Annotated in this window: 13 protein-coding genes; 3 read left to right on the top strand and 10 right to left on the bottom strand. The window is 71.4% G+C overall.

What is annotated here, in order from left to right:
- Positions 1-3 precede the first annotated feature (3 nt).
- From nuoI to QSK30_RS18075, 10 genes are all read right to left on the bottom strand, one after another.
- Positions 4-531 carry an NADH-quinone oxidoreductase subunit NuoI gene (gene nuoI / locus QSK30_RS18030; RefSeq protein WP_285504200.1) on the bottom strand — a complete coding sequence of 176 codons (528 nt, stop codon included), beginning with the start codon at positions 529-531 and terminating at the stop codon, positions 4-6.
- Complete coding sequence (gene nuoH / locus QSK30_RS18035; protein WP_285504201.1) at positions 528-1,829, bottom strand: NADH-quinone oxidoreductase subunit NuoH; 1,302 nt, start codon at positions 1,827-1,829, stop codon at positions 528-530. Before nuoH ends, nuoI begins: the two co-directional genes overlap by 4 nt.
- Positions 1,826-4,273: an NADH-quinone oxidoreductase subunit G gene (locus tag QSK30_RS18040; protein WP_285504203.1), complete on the bottom strand. Its 2,448-nt coding sequence runs from the start codon at positions 4,271-4,273 to the stop codon at positions 1,826-1,828. Before QSK30_RS18040 ends, nuoH begins: the two co-directional genes overlap by 4 nt.
- Positions 4,270-5,580: an NADH-quinone oxidoreductase subunit NuoF gene (nuoF, locus tag QSK30_RS18045; protein WP_285504204.1), complete on the bottom strand. Its 1,311-nt coding sequence runs from the start codon at positions 5,578-5,580 to the stop codon at positions 4,270-4,272. Before nuoF ends, QSK30_RS18040 begins: the two co-directional genes overlap by 4 nt.
- On the bottom strand, positions 5,577-6,437 hold the full coding sequence (gene nuoE, locus QSK30_RS18050) for an NADH-quinone oxidoreductase subunit NuoE (RefSeq protein WP_502871846.1): 861 nt from the start codon (positions 6,435-6,437) through the stop codon (positions 5,577-5,579). The genes nuoF and nuoE overlap by 4 nt, the downstream gene beginning before the upstream one ends.
- Positions 6,434-7,768, bottom strand: a complete 1,335-nt coding sequence (locus QSK30_RS18055) for an NADH-quinone oxidoreductase subunit D (protein WP_285504206.1) — start codon at positions 7,766-7,768, stop codon at positions 6,434-6,436. The genes nuoE and QSK30_RS18055 overlap by 4 nt, the downstream gene beginning before the upstream one ends.
- Positions 7,765-8,574, bottom strand: a complete 810-nt coding sequence (locus tag QSK30_RS18060; RefSeq protein ID WP_285504208.1) for an NADH-quinone oxidoreductase subunit C — start codon at positions 8,572-8,574, stop codon at positions 7,765-7,767. Before QSK30_RS18060 ends, QSK30_RS18055 begins: the two co-directional genes overlap by 4 nt.
- A gap of 8 nt (positions 8,575-8,582) precedes the next feature.
- Positions 8,583-9,134: a NuoB/complex I 20 kDa subunit family protein gene (locus QSK30_RS18065; RefSeq protein ID WP_352231587.1), complete on the bottom strand. Its 552-nt coding sequence runs from the start codon at positions 9,132-9,134 to the stop codon at positions 8,583-8,585.
- A 16-nt stretch (positions 9,135-9,150) separates the two neighbouring features.
- Positions 9,151-9,558 carry an NADH-quinone oxidoreductase subunit A gene (locus tag QSK30_RS18070; RefSeq protein ID WP_285504234.1) on the bottom strand — a complete coding sequence of 136 codons (408 nt, stop codon included), beginning with the start codon at positions 9,556-9,558 and terminating at the stop codon, positions 9,151-9,153.
- A 433-nt stretch (positions 9,559-9,991) separates the two neighbouring features.
- A complete protein-coding gene (locus QSK30_RS18075) occupies positions 9,992-11,284 on the bottom strand; it encodes a geranylgeranyl reductase family protein (RefSeq protein WP_285504210.1) in 1,293 nt (430 codons plus the stop codon).
- A 113-nt stretch (positions 11,285-11,397) separates the two neighbouring features.
- Between QSK30_RS18075 and QSK30_RS18080 the strand changes: the two genes are divergently transcribed.
- From QSK30_RS18080 to QSK30_RS18090, 3 genes are all read left to right on the top strand, one after another.
- Entirely contained in the window at positions 11,398-12,123 is a 726-nt protein-coding gene (locus QSK30_RS18080) for a DUF4328 domain-containing protein (RefSeq protein ID WP_285504211.1), read from the top strand.
- Positions 12,124-12,266: 143 nt separating this feature from the next.
- The gene (locus QSK30_RS18085) at positions 12,267-13,736 is read left to right on the top strand and encodes a trypsin-like serine protease (protein ID WP_285504213.1); all 1,470 of its coding nucleotides are present in this window, start codon (positions 12,267-12,269) and stop codon (positions 13,734-13,736) included.
- 97 nt (positions 13,737-13,833) lie between these two features.
- The gene (locus QSK30_RS18090) at positions 13,834-16,689 is read left to right on the top strand and encodes an ATP-binding protein (protein ID WP_285504215.1); all 2,856 of its coding nucleotides are present in this window, start codon (positions 13,834-13,836) and stop codon (positions 16,687-16,689) included.
- The last annotated feature ends 199 nt before the right edge of the window (positions 16,690-16,888 follow it).

Consider the following 16,888-nt stretch of genomic DNA (forward strand, 5'->3'; position numbering starts at 1 on the left):
CGCTCACTTGCCGGCCTCCGCGTTCCGGGCCAGCTGCGGGCCGTTGACGTAGTAGTCCTGCTCGTTCTCGCCCAGGCGCATCGGGTGCGGCGGCTGCTCCATGCCCGGCAGCAGCGGCGCGAGCAGCTGCTCCTTGGTGTAGATCAGCCGCTGCCGGTCGTCGTCGGCGAGCTCGAAGTCGTTGAGCATCGTCAGCGAGCGGGTCGGGCAGGCCTCGATGCACAGGCCGCAGCCGATGCAGCGCAGGTAGTTGATCTGGTAGTCGGCGCCGTAGCGCTCGCCCGGGGAGTAGCGCGCGTCCTCGGTGTTGTCGCCGCCCTCGACGAAGATCGCGTCGGCCGGGCAGGCCCAGGCGCACAGCTCGCAGCCGACGCACTTCTCCAGCCCGTCCGGGTGCCGGTTGAGCTGGTGGCGGCCGTGGTAGCGCGGTGCGGTGCCGGGGAAGTTCTCCGGGTACTCCTCGGTGACGACCTTCTTGAACATCGTCGAGAAGGTGACGCCGAAGCCCTTCAGGGGGTCGAAGATGCTCACTGCTCAGTCTCCTTGTCGGCGCCCGCACCCGCGCCGACGGCGGCGGTCTGCCGCCTGCGGCGCACCCGGGGCTTGGCGTCTTCCTTGCTCGGGACCTTGAGGTCCAGCGGTGGCACCGGGTAGCCGCCACCGGTGACCGGGACCCGCTCGGCGTCGTCGGGGACCTGCCGGTCGGGCAGCAGGAAGGAGAGCCCGATGAGGATCACCAGGATCACCCCGCCGATGACGAAGACCGTGGTCGTGGAGATGTCGGCCTCGTTGCGCACCGCGCGCAGCGCGACCACCGCGACGATCCAGACCAGGTTGGCCGGGACCAGGACCTTCCAGCCCAGCCGCATGAACTGGTCGTAGCGCAGCCGGGGCAGCGTGCCGCGCAGCCAGATGAAGACGAACAGGAACACCCAGGTCTTGCCGAAGAACCACAACAGCGGCCACCAGCCGGTGTTGAAGTAGTTGTCGTCGATCAGCGAGATCGGCCACGGAGCCATGTACCCGCCGAAGAACAGCGTGGTGCAGAAGGCCGAGACGATGACCATGTTGACGTACTCGGCGAGGAAGAACAGCGCGAACTTCATCGAGCTGTACTCGGTGTGGAAGCCGCCGACCAGCTCCGACTCGGCCTCCGGGAGGTCGAACGGGGCCCGGTTGGTCTCGCCGATCATCGAGATGAAGTAGATGACGAAACTCGGGATCAGCAGGAAGAAGTACCAGCCGCCGCGTTGCGCGTCGACGATGTCGCCGGTGGAGAGCGACCCGGTGTAGAGGATCACCGCGACGATGGACAGGCCCATCGCGATCTCGTAGGAGATCACCTGGGCCGCCGAGCGCAGACCGCCGAGCAGCGGGTACGGCGAGCCGGAGGCCCAGCCCGCCAGCACGATGCCGTAGACGCCCATCGAGGAGCAGGCCAGCACCACCAGCACGCCGACCGGCAGGTCGACCAGCTGCAGCACGGTGCGCTCGCCGAAGATCGAGACCTCCGGGCCGAACGGGATCACCGAGAAGGCCAGGAAGGCCGGGATGGTGGACATGATCGGCGCCAGGAAGTAGACCTTCCGGTCGGCCGTGTCCGGGATGATCTGCTCCTTGAACGGCAGCTTGATCGCGTCCGCGATGGACTGGAACCAGCCGTTCGGGCCGACCCGGTTGGGGCCGGGGCGGTGCTGCATCCTGGCGACGATCTTGCGCTCCAGGATGATCATCGCCATGGTCGCCACCGCGCCGAGCAGCAGCAGCACCACGGCCTTGATCAGGATGAGCCAGATCGGGTCGTCGGCGAGGAGTTGGGCCCGGGTCATGCGTTGCCTCCAGTAACCGTCACCACGGCGCCGTGGCCCGCGCCGAGCACCCGGCGCAGCGGGGTGCGCCCGGAGTTGCCGGGCAGCCACACCACACCGTCGGGCAGGTCGGCGATCTGGACCGGCACCGACACCGCACCGCGCTCGGTGGCCACCCGGGCGGTGCCCGCGACGGAGACGCCCAGGTCGGTCGCGGTCTTGAGGGAGAGCCGCGCGTACACCGGCCGGGCGGTGCCCGCCAGGTGCGGCTCGTCGTCCTGCAGCGACCCGTTGTCCAGCAGCATCCGCCAGCTGGCGAGCACCGCCTGGCCCGCCGCCGGACTCGCCGGGTCGGCGCTCACCCGGGGGGTGGTGGCGGTCCGGGCCACGGCGGGCAGCCGGGCCAGGTCGGCCGCGCTGGCCGCCGGGGTCTGGGTGTAGAGGTCGACGTCGAGCTCGACGGCGAGCGAGTCCAGGACCCGGCCGTCGGGCAGCGCGCCGGTGCCCTCCAGGGTGTGGCCGAACGCGCGGGTGCGGCCCTCCCAGTTGAGGTAGCTGCCGGACTTCTCGGCCGCCGGGGCGACCGGGAGCACCACGTCGGCGAGCTCGGTGACCGCGCTGTGCCGCAGTTCCAGGCTCACCACGAACCCGGCCTCGGCGATCGCGCGCAGCGCGAGCTCCGGGTCGGCCAGGTCGAACGGGTCGACCCCGCCGATCACCAGTCCGTCGAGCTTGTGGTTGTCGGCGGCGGCGAGGATCGCGTCGGTGTCGCGGCCGGGCGCGGCGGGCAGCGAACCCTCGGCCAGGCCCCAGGTCCGCTCCACCACGGCGCGGGCCGCGTCGTCGGTGACCAGGCGACCACCGGGCAGCAGCGTGGGCGCGGCACCGGCGTCGAGCGCACCGCGCTCACCGGCCCGGCGCGGGATCCAGGCGATCTTGGCACCGGTGGACTCGGCCAGCCGCAGGACCGAGCTGAGCAGACCGGGCACCTGGGCGGCGCGCTCGCCGACCAGGATCACCGCGCCGGGCGCGCCCAGCGCGGCGGTGACGTCCGGGGCGTGCGCGGCCAGGCCGTCGAGCGCGGCGGGCTCGGCACCGGGAACGCAGGCGAGCAGCGTGGCGTTGGTCTTGGTGACGCTCGGGCTCGTCCACTGGCCGAGGTGGAAGACCTTCGTCCGGTTCTTGCGGGCCGCCTTGCGCAGCCGCAGGAACACGATCGGGGCCTCTTCCTCCGGCTCGAAGGCCACCAGCAGCGCGGCCGGGGCCGCCTCGATGGCGCGGAAGGTCACGCCGGTCTCCGGCGTGGTGCCGACCACGGTCGAGGCCAGGAAGTCCAGCTCCTCGGCCGAGTGCGGCCGGGCGCGGAAGTCGATGTCGTTGGTGCGCAGCGCGAGCCGGGCGAACTTGGCGTAGGCGTAGGCGTCCTCGACGGTCAGCCGACCGCCCGCGAGCACCCCGACACCCTTGCCGTCGCGGGCCTTGGCCAGGCCCTCGGCCGCGATCTGCAGCGCGTCGGTCCAGCTGGTCTCGACCAGCTCGCCGGTCTTGGCGTCGCGGACCAGCGGCCTGCGGACCCGGTCACCGGCGGTGGCGTAGCGGAACGCGAAGCGGCCCTTGTCGCAGATCCACTCCTCGTTGACCTCGGGGTCGTCGCCCGCGAGCTTGCGCATGACCTTGCCGCGCCGCCAGTCCGTGCGCTCGGCACAGCCCGACGAGCAGTGCTCGCACACGCTCGGGGTGGACACCAGGTCGAACGGGCGGGAGCGGAACCGGTAGGCCGCGCTGGTGAGCGCGCCGACCGGGCAGATCTGGATGGTGTTGCCGGAGAAGTAGCTCTGGAACGGCTTCTCCTCGGCGATCCCGATCTGCTGCTGGGCGCCGCGCTCGAGCAGCTCGATGAACGGGTCGCCCGCGATCTGCGCGGAGAACCGGGTGCAGCGCTGGCAGAGCACGCAGCGCTCCCGGTCCAGCAGCACCTGGGTGGACACCGGGATCGGCTTGGCGAAGGTCCGCTTGGTCTCGACGAACCGGGACTCGGTGCGGCCGTGCGCCATCGCCTGGTTCTGCAGCGGGCACTCACCGCCCTTGTCGCAGATCGGGCAGTCCAGCGGGTGGTTGATCAGCAGCAGCTCCATCACGCCCTGCTGCGCCTTGTCGGCCACCGGCGAGGTCAGCTGCGTCTTGACCACCATGCCGTCGGCGACGGTGATCGTGCAGGAGGCCTGCGGCTTGGGCATCGGGCGCCCGCCCATCTCGACCTCGACCAGGCACTGGCGACAGGCCCCGGCCGGTTCGAGCAGCGGGTGGTCGCAGAACCGCGGGATCTGGATGCCCAGCCGCTCGGCGGCCCGGATGACCAGCTCGCCCTTGGGCGCGTCGATCTCGTGGCCGTCGACGACGAGCCGCACGTGCCCCTCGGGCACCGGGGCCTTCTCGGTCGTCGGGTTCTCCGGCGCGATGGTCATGAGTGCGCTCCTGCGAGGGCGGGGCGGTTCTGCTCGCACAGGGCGAGGAACTCGTCGCGGAAGTACTTGATGCCGCTGGTGATCGGGCTGACCGCGCCGTCACCCAGCGCGCAGAACGAGCGGCCGAGGATGTTGTCGCAGATGTCGAGCAGGGTGTCGATGTCGGACTCGGTGCCCTTGCCCTCGACCATCCGCTCCAGGATCCCGGTCAGCCAGTAGGTGCCCTCGCGGCACGGCGTGCACTTGCCGCACGACTCGTGCTCGTAGAACTGGGTCCACTTCATGACCGCCCAGGGCACCGACACGGTCTCGTTGAAGACCATCACCGCGGTGGTGCCCAGCATCGAGCCCGCCGCCGCGGCGCCCTCGAAGTCCAGCGGGACGTCGAGGTGCTCGGCGGTGAACATCGGCGTGGACGAACCGCCCGGGGTCCAGAACTTCAGCGGGACGCCGTCCTTCATGCCGCCCGCCAGCTCCAGCAGCTCGCGCAGCGTGGTGCCCAGCGGCGCCTCGAACTGGCCGGGGTTGGTGACGTGGCCGGAGATCGAGTAGATCTTCGGGCCGGGCGACTTCTCGGTGCCCATGGTGCGGAACCAGTCGGAGCCGCCGTTGACGATGAACGGCACGCTCGCGATGGTCTCGACGTTGTTCACCGTGGTCGGCGCGGCGTAGAGGCCCGCGGCGGCGGGGAACGGCGGCTTGAGCCGCGGCTGGCCGCGACGGCCCTCCAGCGAGTCGAGCAGCGCCGTCTCCTCACCGCAGATGTAGGCGCCCGCGCCCGCGTGCACGGTGATCTCCAGGTCGAACCCGGAGTCGAGGATGTTCGCGCCGAGGTAGCCCGCCGCGTGCGCCTCGCGCACCGCGGCGTTGAGCCTGCGGATGCAGTGCAGGGCCTCACCGCGGACGTAGATGAAGCAGTGGTGCGACCGCATCGCGTACGAGGCGATGACGCAGCCCTCGATGAGCGAGTGCGGGTCGGCCATCATCAGCGGGATGTCCTTGCACGTGCCCGGCTCGCCCTCGTCGGCGTTGATCACCAGGTAGTGCGGCTTGTCCTCGTTGGGGGGCATGAAGGACCACTTGATGCCCGCCGGGAAACCGGCGCCGCCACGGCCGCGCAGGCCGGAGGCCTTGACCAGCTCGACGAGCTGCTCGGGGGTGCCCGCGAGCGCCTTGCGCAGCGCGGTGTAGCCCTCCAGCTGCTCGTAGGTCTTGATCGACCACGAGGTCGGGGACAGCCAGCGCTTGGTCAGCACCGGGGTGACCGGTGCGGGCTTGTTGACCGGTGTCGTGTTCGGAGTGGTCACTTCTTCTCCACCTCCGGAAGCGGCGGGTTCGGCATGGACGGAGCGGTCCAGCCGCGCTCTTCGGCCAACCGCGCGCCGCGCAAGGTTTCCACGGCGGCGCTCGGGCCGTCCACAGTGGACCGGTAACCGGCCTCGTCCTCGGGCCAGAACCCGGCCAGCTCCAGCTCCGCGGTGCGGAAGTCGCGCAGCGGGGCGCCCCGGGTCGGCGCGGGCTTGCCGCCCGCGCGCAGCGAGTCGACCAGCGCGACCGCGGACCCCGGGGTCTGGTTGTCGTAGAACTCGTAGTTGACCTGGATGACCGGCCCGAGGTCGCAGGCCGCCAGGCACTCGGCGTGCTCCAGGGTGATCGAGCCCGGCGCACCCGGCTCGCCCGCGGTCTCGTTGTGCCCGAGGCGCTTGCCGTCCTGGCCCAGGTGCTCGCCGAGCTGCTGGTAGATCTCGTCGCCGCCCAGCACCGCGCACAGCGTGTTGGTGCACACGCTCACCAGGTGCTCACCGCAGGTCTTGCGCTTGTACATGGTGTAGAAGGTCGCGACCGCGCTGACCTCGGCGGCGGTCAGGTCCAGCTGCAGCGCGCAGAACTGGATGCCCGCCTGGCTGACCCGACCCTCCACCGACTGCACCAGGTGCAGCATCGGCAGCAGCGCGGAGCGCGCCTGCGGGTAGCGGGCGATGATCGCCTGCGCGCGCTCGACGGTGAGCGCGTCGAACACGCTCAGGTCCTCGGCGACGTCGGTCACCAGGTGCTCGGCCTCGACCGGCGAGACACCGAGCACGTCGGTGTCGCCCACCGTCGACTGGTGCGTCCGGCCCGCGCCGACGCTGGAGCCACCGTATGTGGAACCGGTGCTGCTCAACGGTCACACCCCCCCATCACCGGGTCGATCGAGGCGACGGCCGCGATCACGTCGGCGACCATGCCGCCCTCGGACATCGCGGGCATCGCCTGCAGGTTCACGAAGCTTGGGTCGCGCACGTGCACCCGCAGCGGCCGGGTGCCGCCGTCGGAGACCACGTGGTAGCCCAGCTCGCCGCGCGGGGACTCGATCGGCACGTACACCTGGCCCGCCGGGACGTGGAAGCCCTCGGTGACCAGCTTGAAGTGGTGGATCAGCGACTCCATCGACTGACCCATGATCTTCTGCACGTGCTCGAGCGAGTTGCCCATGCCGTCCGGGCCGATGGTCAGCTTGGCGGGCCAGGCGACCTTCTGGTCGGCGACCATCACCGGGCCGGGCTCGAGCTTCTTGAGCGCCTGGTTGATGATCCGCAGCGACTGGTGCATCTCCTCCAGCCGCAGCAGGTAGCGGGCGAACGAGTCGGCCGCGGTCGAGGTCGGGACCTCGAAGTCGTACTCCTCGTAGCCCAGGTACGGCTCGGTCTTGCGCAGGTCCCAGGCCAGGCCCGCGGAGCGCAGGATCGGGCCGGTGATGCCCAGCGCCAGGCAGGCGTCGACCGGGAGGTAGCCGACGTCCTTGAGCCGGTTCTTCCAGATCGGCTGGCCGGTGAGCAGCTTGTCGTAGTCCGGCAGGCGCTTGTTCATCACCTGCAGGAACTCTTTGACCTTGACCTCGTAGTCGTCCGGCAGGTCCTGGGCGACGCCGCCGGGGCGGATGAACGCGTGGTTCATCCGCAGGCCGGTCAGGTGCTCCAGCAGGTGCAGCGCCTCTTCGCGCTCCCGGAAACCGGCGGTCATCGCGGTCAGCGAGCCCAGCTCCATGCCGCCGGTGGCCAGCGCCACCAGGTGCGAGCTGATCCGGTTGATCTCCAGCAGCAGCACCCGGATGACCTGGGCGCGCGGCGGGACCTCGATGCCGAGCAGCTTCTCCACCGACATGCAGTAGGCGGCCTCGTTGGACAGCGGCGCCAGGTAGTCCATCCGCGTCACGAAGGTGACGCCCTGGGTCCAGTTCCGGTACTCGCAGTTCTTCTCGATGCCGGTGTGCAGGTAGCCGATCACCGACCGGGCCTGGGTGACCGTCTCGCCCTCGAGCTCGAGCACCAGCCGCAGCACGCCGTGCGTGGACGGGTGCTGCGGACCGAGGTTGATGATGATCCGCTCGTCGTGGACGGCGTCTTCCAGGACGGTGTCCCAGTCGCCGCCGGTGACGGTGTAGACCCGTCCCTCGGTGGTCTCCCGGCTCGCCGCGGGGACGGCCGACTCGGTGTCGTTGTGGCTGGTGGTCACGAGTACGACCTCCGCTGGTCGGGCGGAGGGATCTCCGCGCCCTTGTACTCCACCGGGATGCCGCCCAGCGGGTAGTCCTTGCGCTGGGGGTGTCCGTCCCAGTCGTCCGGCATCAGGATCCGGGTCAGCGCCGGGTGTCCGTCGTAGACGATGCCGAACATGTCCCAGGCCTCGCGCTCCTGCCAGTCGGCGGTCGGGTAGACCGCGACGACCGAGGGGATGTGCGCGTCCTCGACGTCCACCGCGACCTCGAGCCGGATCCGGCGCCGGAAGGTCATCGAGGTCAGGTGGTACACCGAGTGCAGCCGCTGCGGGACGTCCACCCCGTAGTCCACACCGGAGACCGAGCTGCACAGCTCGAAGCGCAGCACCGGCTCGTCGCGCAGCGCCTGGCACAGCGCCACCAGGTGCTCGCGGTGCACGTAGAAGGTGATCTCGCCGCGGTCGACGGTGACCTGCTGGACCGCCTCGGCCGGGATGCCACGACTGGCCATGGCGGCGTTGAGGTCGTCGGTGAACTCGTCGAACCAGCCGCCGTAGGGCCGCTCGGCCGGGGCCGGGCTGTAGGCGGGCAGCACCAGGCCGCCGAAGCCGGAGGTGTCGCCGGTGTCGGCGACGTTGAACATGCCCTTGCGGGTGCGGCCTGCCTGCACCGGCTCGGCCGGGACCGGCGCGCGGTGCTCGGCGACCGCGCCGGGCTCCGGCTGGTCCTGCAGGCCGTCGGCGGGCTGCTGGGCGCTGGAGTGCGCCGCGCCCGTCGGCTTGCCCGCGTCTGCCTCGGGGGTGGTGGGGGTGTCGTCAGCCATCGCTCAGATCACTTCTTCTTGGCGAACTTCACGGAGGACGCGATCAGCTCGGTGCGCGCGCCGCTGGCCGCGCGGATGGCGGCCCGGGTGGCGTTGATCGGCTCGTCCTGGATCTTGGCGTGCAGCTTGAGGATCGCGTCCAGCAGCATCTCCGGGCGCGGCGGGCAGCCCGGCAGGTACATGTCGACCGGGACGATGTGGTCGACGCCCTGCACGACGGCGTAGTTGTTGAACATGCCGCCGGAGGAGGCGCACACGCCCATCGCCAGCACCCAGCGCGGCTCGGCCATCTGGTCGTAGATCTGGCGCAGCACCGGGGCCATCTTGTTGGTCACCCGACCCGCGACGATCATCAGGTCGGCCTGCCGCGGCGAGGCCCGGAAGGCCTCCATGCCGAAGCGGGCGATGTCGTAGCGGGGGCCACCGGTGGTCATCATCTCGATGGCGCAGCAGGCGAGGCCGAACGTGGCAGGCCACAGCGAGTTCTTGCGCCCCCAGTTCACCAGCTTCTCCAGGCTGGCCAACATGATGCCGTTGGGCAGCTTCTCTTCGATCCCCATGGCGTCTGCCCTCCCTTCAGTTCCAGTCGAGCCCGCCGCGCCGCCACACATAGGCGTAGGCGAAGCCGACCGTGGCGATGAACAAGAAGATCTCGACCAGTCCGAACAGCCCGAGGACGTCCGCCGACACCGCGAACGGGTAGAGGAAGACCATCTCGATGTCGAACAGGATGAACAACATGGCCGTCAGGTAGTAGGCGACCGGGACGCGGCCGCCACCGATCACCGGCTGCGGCGACGGCTCGATGCCGCACTCGTAGGCCTGGAACTTGGCCCGGTTGTAGCGGCTGGGGCCCAGCAGCGGGCCGAGGAGCGCACTGAACACGGCGAACGCGCCTGCCAGCGCGAACATGACGACCAGGGGTAGGTAGACCCCCAGGTTCGACGACACATCCGAAGACTGGGCTAGCGATCCAGCGAGCATGGGCACCTTCGTCGTCCTTTCCCCGCGTCCTCCGGTCGGAACCCTATGGGTCATGGGTCACAGCACTGCTTGTTAGGCAGTCCTAACCGACCGTGCGAAGTTTGTGAAAACATTCACAAGCTCAACCGTCGAGTTGTGAACGGCTTCACACGCATCGCGGCCAGTGTAGGACCTTCCTCACAGGCCTGGACTCGACCCCCTCGGCAACTCTCCGTTAACAACCGGTGGTCCATTCGCGAGCGGGTCCACCAGGCCTGACCAGCGCTAACCCAGTGCTTGCGGTAGCTAACAGACCACTTCGGCGAGTTCTGGGAACAATGGGGACGGACTATTCGACGATCACGCTTTCGGGTGTTCACGAGCGGGTGCCGGGTAGCGGGTGAGCCGAATTCGCCTCCGATGGACGGTGGGCGAGTCGTGCTGGCCGGGACGGTCAGGCGCTGGGGGTGAGCTTGGTGGCCGCGGTGATGACGCGGTCGTAGGCGTCGCCGTCCTTGGGGTCGTAGAGACCCGCCAGGAGCTTGAGCACCAGCTTCATCAGCGTCTTGCGGGGCAGGCCGTACTTGGTGGCCAGGCCCATCACCGTCGGGTTGCCGATCAGCTTGGAGAACACGTTCCCCAGCCGGTAGTAGCTGCCCAGCGCCTGCTTGAGCGCCACCGGGTAGCCGTGCAGCGCCCGCTCCCGCGCGGGACCCTCGGCCCGGGCCAGCGCCTGGATGACGCACTCCGCCGCCAGGCGGGCCGACTCCATGGCGTAGCCGATGCCCTCGCCGTTGAAGGGGTTGACCATGCCGCCCGCGTCGCCGACCAGCAGCAACCCGTCCTGGTAGTGCGGGGTGCGGTTGAAGCCCATCGGCAGGGCCGCGCCGCCGATCTTGCTGGTGGCGTTCTCCTCGCGGAAGCCCCACTCCTCCGGGGTGCCGTCCAACCAGGACTTGAGCAGCTGCCGGTAGTCCGTGCTGCCGAACGCCTTGGACGTCGACAGGATGCCCAGGCCGACGTTCACCGTGCCGTCGCCCATGCCGAAGATCCAGCCGTAGCCGGGGAGCAGCACCGGGTTGGCCGGGTCGGAGCGGTCCCACAGCTCCAGGTGCGACTCCAGGTAGTCGTCCTTGCTGCGCGGGGAGGCGTAGTAGCGGCGCACCGCGACGCCCATCGGGCGGCTGTCGATCTTCTCCAGGCCCACCGAGAGCGCCAGCCGGGCGGACACGCCGTCGCAGGCGAGGACCAGGGGCGCGCGGTAAGTCACCGGGGTCTTGTCCGGGCCCGCCTTGGCCGAGACGCCCACCACGCGGCCGTCGGCGACGACCGCGCCGGTGACCGTGGTCTGCTCCAGCAGCCGGGCGCCCGCGCGCTGGGCGGTGCGGGCGAGCATCTCGTCGAAGTCCTGGCGGGTGCGGACGACCCCGTAGGGCGGGAAGGTGGCCAGGTCGGGCCAGTCGAGCTCCAGGGTCACCCCGCCGCCGACGACGCGCAGGCCGCGGTTGTGCAGCCAGCCCGCCTCCTCGCGGGTGTCGATGCCCAGGTCGATCAGCTGCTTGACCCCGCGCGGGGTCAGGCCGTCGCCGCAGACCTTCTCGCGGGGGAAGGTGCTCTTCTCCAGGAGCAGCACGTCGAGGCCGGCGCGGGCCAGGTAGGTCGCCGCGGTGGACCCGGCGGGTCCCGCGCCGACCACGATGACCTCGGCGTCCTCGCCCGCCTTGCGGCGGCTGACCCTCGTGCTCATGGCGCTCCTTGTGAAAGCCTTCACTTACCAGGTCCGAGTCTAGAGGGAAGTGAAACGGCGGGGCCGTGGCCGGCGACCCCCCGGGGACGGTCCGGCAGCCGATGGAGGGCCAGATGACCGACCCCGACCTGACCGCCACGCCCCCGCTGGGTCTGGCGGTGGTCCGGCTGCCACCCGAGTTCCCGGTGGCCAGGCCCGCGCGTGGCGCCCGGTTCCTCGCCTCGGCGTTCATCCTGCTCAGCGCGGGCGTCGCGGTCCTGGCCGCGTGGCAGTCCTGGCACTCCTATCAGCTGGTGCTCGACGTCTACTCCCCCGTGCCGAAGGTCACCGACGAAGAGCTCGTCCGGGCCACCGACCGCGGCGTGCTGCTGTCCTACGCCTGGCTGGCCGGGGTGGCGCTGTCCGGGGCCGCCTTCCTGATGTGGCTGTGGCGGGCCCGGATCAACTCGGCCCGGATCTGCGACGCGCCGCAGCGGCTGCGGATCCGCTGGGCGCTGCTGTCCTGGTTCATCCCGCTGGGCAACCTGTGGCTGCCGCAGATGGTGCTGGGCGACCTCTGGCGCGCCAGCCGACCGGACACCCCGCCGCGCGGGGCCGACCTGCGCACGGTCCCGGCGGGCAGGCTGATCGCGATCTGGTGGGGGCTGTTCGTGCTCATGCACGCCATCGATCTGTTCGCGGTGAACCTGCTGGTCAAGGACGACTCGCCGAAGACGTTCGAGTCGGTGTTCTACGCGAACGCGATCACCGGCGGGCTCGCCGTGGTCACCGCGGTGCTGATCCTGGTGATCATGCGCCGGGTCGACCGCTGGCAGGCCGACCGGGACATGATCCGCTAGTCGGTCTGGATCCAGGTCCCGGTCCCGACCTCGGTCACCTTCGGCCGATACCCACGATTACCACGGTTGTTTCCCCCCGTGCAGGACCCAATAGTCGCGATGACCACGTGGCTCGGTGAATCCCTGCGAACGAAGGACAACCAGTGAGAGAGCGAAAACTCCTGCTCGCCTGTGCCCTGGCACTGGCAGCGGTCGCGGTCCCGGTCGTGAGCTCGGCCGCGGAGCGGCCCGCGGACCGGATCAGCACCGCCGCGACGCCGACCGACCAGCTCGTGCGGTCGAACCCGACGGCGCAGGTCATCAACGGCCAGCGCACCACGGTCAAGGAGAACCCGTCGGTCATCGCCGGGCTGCGCGTCGGCGGCGGGGGCCCGCAGGGGCAGTCGTGCACCGCCACCGTGGTGGGCAAGCGCAAGATCATCACGGCCGCGCACTGCATGATCGACGTCAGTGGCGACAAGAGCTACCTCTACGGCGACGACGACCTCAACACCGCCGGGGACGAGACGTTCCGCACGAAGCTGGCCTCGTTCAAGACGCACCCGAAGTACACCGGGTCCGGCGGCTGGCAGACCGGCTACGACGTCGCGGTGGTCACCACGGTCGACGACCTCCCGGTCCCGGAGAGCCAGTGGGCCAGGGTCGCCGGTTCCGGTGACGCGGCGCTGACCGCGCCCGGCAAGAGCGGCGTGGCCCTCGGCTACGGCAAGACCTCGGCCTCGGGCAGCAGCTCCGGTGTCCTCTACAAGACCACCCTGCCGGTCAACGACGCGAGCGGCTGCCAGGTGTTCAACATCCGGGTCAACCCCGACCTGATGGTGTGCGTGGGCTACGACAACGGCCGCACGGGCACCTGCAGCGGTGACAGCGGCGGCCCGTTCGCCGTGGACGGCGTGATCGTCGGCGTGGTGTCCTGGGGCGCGGCCAACTGCGACCGCTACAGCGTCATGGGTCGGCTGACCAACGAGATGGGCGACTGGGCCAAGGGCGAGATCGGCGGCGGGACCCCACCCGGCGACGGCGCGTTCTCGGTGGCGGTCGCGCCGACCTCGGGCAAGGTCGAGCCGGGCAAGTACATCTCGGCGACGGTCACCAGCACGGCCGGGGACCAGGGGCCCGAGCGGCTGGAGCTCTCGGCCGCGGGCCTGCCCAGCGGGGTCACCGCGACCTTCCAGCCGACCTCGGTCACCTCCGGCGAGTCGGCCAAGGTGACCTTCGTGGCGGCCGCGGGCGCGGCCAAGGGCACCTTCCCCATCACGGTCTCGGCCAAGGGCACGTCCGGGACCAAGTCGGCCACCTACAGCCTGACCGTGGGCGACGGCGGATCGACCGAGGGACCCAGGCCCACCGCCGTCCCCGGATCGGCGACGGTGGCCAGGGGCACGAGCGCCAAGGCGACGGTCACCGTGGCAGGCGGGACCGGGGCCAGCAAGCTGACCGCGACGGGGCTCTCGTTCGCCCCGATGTTCTTCCCGAACAGCGTCAGCCCGGGCGGCAGCTCGCAGATGTCGGTGTTCGCGCCGTTCCAGCCGGGCACGTACCGGCTGGTCATCACGGCGACGGACGCCGCGGGCAAGTCCGGTAGCACGGAGTTCGTGCTCACCGTGACGTAGCCGTCCGAGCGGCTGCGTCAGGTGGCGGTGCGGTCAGCGGGAACGACCGCACCGCCATCCCGTTCCGATCCCCCGTCGTCGTGGATAGGGTCCGAAGATGCGGTATCAGGCTGGGTGCCGGGTGACCCGCGACGCGCAGGCCGCGCGGCGGGTGTGGGTCCGGCCGGGCGCCGGGGCGCTGGTCGGCCGGGACCGCGAGCTGGCCGCGCTCACCACGGCCGTCAAGTGGTCGCCCGCCCTGGTGCTGGTCGAGGGCCCGGCGGGGGTCGGCACGAGCAGGCTGGTCACCGAGCTCGTGCGCCGGACGGGCGGCCAGGGCTGGGTGGCCGTCGGCCGGTGCGACCCGCCGCGGGCCCGCATCCCGTTCGGGGTGGTCGTGGACGTGCTCAGCCGCTACCCGCACCGGCTCGCCGGGGTCGGGGCGGTCGCCGGCGCGCTGCGCGCGCACCTGCCGGAGCTGGCCGACCGGCTGCCGCCCGAGCCGCCCGGCGCGGCGCACCGCCTGGTCGAGGGGTTCGGCGCGGTGCTGGCCGCGCTGGGCCGCGCGACGCTGGTGCTCGAGGACGCGCACTGGGCCGACGCGCACACCGTCGACCTGGTCCGCCACCTGCTGGCCGACCCGCCGCCGGGGCTGACCCTGGTGGTCACCGGCAGGCCGCTGGGTCCGATCGCCCTGCTTGCCCAGCAGTCACGACCTCTCCAGTCCGCGGCTCGGCGGTCGCGGGGAATGGCGGTGACCCGGCTCGTCGTGGAGCCGCTCGACGTCGCCGGGGTGCGCGAGCTGGTGGTGGCGCTGACCGGTGTCGAGGCGGTGTCGGCGGAGTTCGCTGAGGCGCTCTGGCGGCAGACGGCAGGACTGCCCGCGGTCGTCGTGGAAGTCGTTGGGGCGCTGTGCGATCCGGTGTCCGCGCTGGGCTCCGGTCGGGACGCTTCGGCGCGGCTGTTCGCCGAACTGCACGTGCCCTGGTCCGTGCGGGAGGAGCTGGCCGAACGTCTGTCCGGTTTGGCTGAACCGGCGCGCGCGCTGCTGCGCGCCGCCGCGGTGCTGGGTTCGCCCGCGCCCGCCGCCCTGCTGTCCACTGTGGCCGGTGGGGCGGACGTGGCCCTGCTGGCCCACGAGCACGTGCTCGACGAACACGACGGCCGGTACGGCTTCCGCCACCCGCTGGCCCGGCGCGCGGTCTACGAGTCGCTCCCCGGCGCCGAGCGGCGGCGGTTGCACACCCGGGCGCTGCGGGCGCTCGCGGCGGAACCGGCCACCTCGGCGACCTGCCTGGCCCGGCACGCCAAGGCGGCGGGGGCGGTCGGCGACTGGCTGCGCTACGGCGAGCTCGCCGCCGACGAGGCCATGGCGGCCGGGCGGGACGGCACCGCGATCGCGCTGGTCTCCGAGCTGATCACCGAGGAGTCGATCGCCGCCGACGACGTCGCCCGGCTGGTCACCGCGCTGTGCCGGTACGCGCTCGACGGCACCCGGCACGACGAGGTGATCGCCGTGCTGGAGCGGCGCTACGCCGACCCGCGGCTGACCGAGGAGGTGCGCGCCGAGGTCTCCATCGGACTCGGCCTGCTGCTCATCCGCGCCCCCGGTGACCTGGTCCGCAGCGATATGAAGATCAGGACCTCGATGGGCACCCCGGGGGTGGCGCAGGCGTGGAGCATGCGCGGGATCGCCATCCTGGGCATGCCCTACCTCGGCGACCGGTCGATCGAGGAGTGCCGCCGCTGGCAGGGCCTGCTGGCGGCCCGGATCCGGCGGATGCCCGCCGGGGCGGCCAGGACCGCGCTGCTGGCCAGCACCCTGCAGTCCCGGTTGGCCATCGGCGACCCCGAGGTCGAGGACATGATCGGGCTGCTGCCGCACCGGGTCGACCCGGCCGAGGCCGAGCACGCCCGCCAGCTGGCCAGGGCCTGGTGCAACCTCGCCGACGTCTGCTCCTGGCTGGGCCACTACGGGCGGGCCAGGCGGCTGCTGCGGCACGGCCTGCGCGGCGCCGCGGCGGCGGCCGCGCCGTACGTGACCAGCACCGGGCTGGGCACCGAGATCCACCTCGACTGGCTGGCCGGGCGGTGCGCCGGGCTGGACCAGCGGGCCGAGGCGCTGATCGCGGCCAACCCCGGCGCGCTGCCGGTGTTCGGCGAGATGCGGCTGGTGCAGGGCTGGCTGGCCACGATCCAGGGCGACTGGCAGCGGGCCGAGGACTGCTTCCGGGCGACCAGGATGCGCGAGCCGGAGTCGGCCATGGCACCGGTCGCGCTGGCGGCGGTCGGCGGCATGGTCGCGCTGCACCTCGACCGCGGCGACGTCCGCGCGGCGTGCACCCAGGCGGACGCGGGCGTGGCCATGCTGCGCCACCAGCGGGTGTGGGCGTGGGCGGGCGACCTGCTCCCGGCCGCGGTCGAGGCGTACGTGTCGGCCGGGGCGCTCGCCAAGGCCCGGGTGCTGGTCGACGAGGCCACCAAGGGCATCGCGGAAGTGGACGCGCCGTACCTGGACGCCGCGCTGTCCGCCGCGCGGGCGCACCTCGCGGTCGAGTCCCCGGTGGCGGCGGCCCGGTTGTACGAGGCGGCCGCCGAGCGGTACCGGGAGCTGGGCGTGCCCTACGCGGCGGCACGGCTGGCCGAGCGGGCCGCGGAGCTCGACCCGACCCGGGCGGTGGCTTTCCTGGGGCTGGCCAAGGTGTACGAGCGGGTCGGCGCGGTGATCGCCGCCGCCCGGTGCAGGCACCGGGTCCGCCGCACCGGCGGTGCGGTGCCCTCGACCCGGGGGCGGCGGGGCTACGGCGGCACGCTCTCGCCCAGGGAGATCGACATCGCCCGGTTGCTGGCGGGCGGGCACACCAACCGGGAGATCGCTGAGACGTTGTTCCTGTCGCGGCGGACGGTTGAGGACCATGTGGCGAATGTGTTGCGGAAGCTGGGGGTGGGGTCGCGTGGGGAGTTGGTGCGTTAGTGCTGTCTGCGGTGCCGTCGTGGGGTCGACCTCACGGGTGGCTCATCGTTGGGGCTGCCCGAGGAAAAGATGGGGGGCTCGATCTAGTGAACTCGCTTCGTGTGGGGCCCCTAGAGCACCGCGGTGGGGAAAAAGCGTGGGGTGAAGGGCATCCCCACCACAGGTCAAGTTTAGCGGTGCTCTCCCCCCACACGAAGCG

The sequence above is a fragment of the Actinokineospora sp. NBRC 105648 genome (assembly GCF_030269645.1).
GTDB lineage: Bacteria > Actinomycetota > Actinomycetes > Mycobacteriales > Pseudonocardiaceae > Actinokineospora.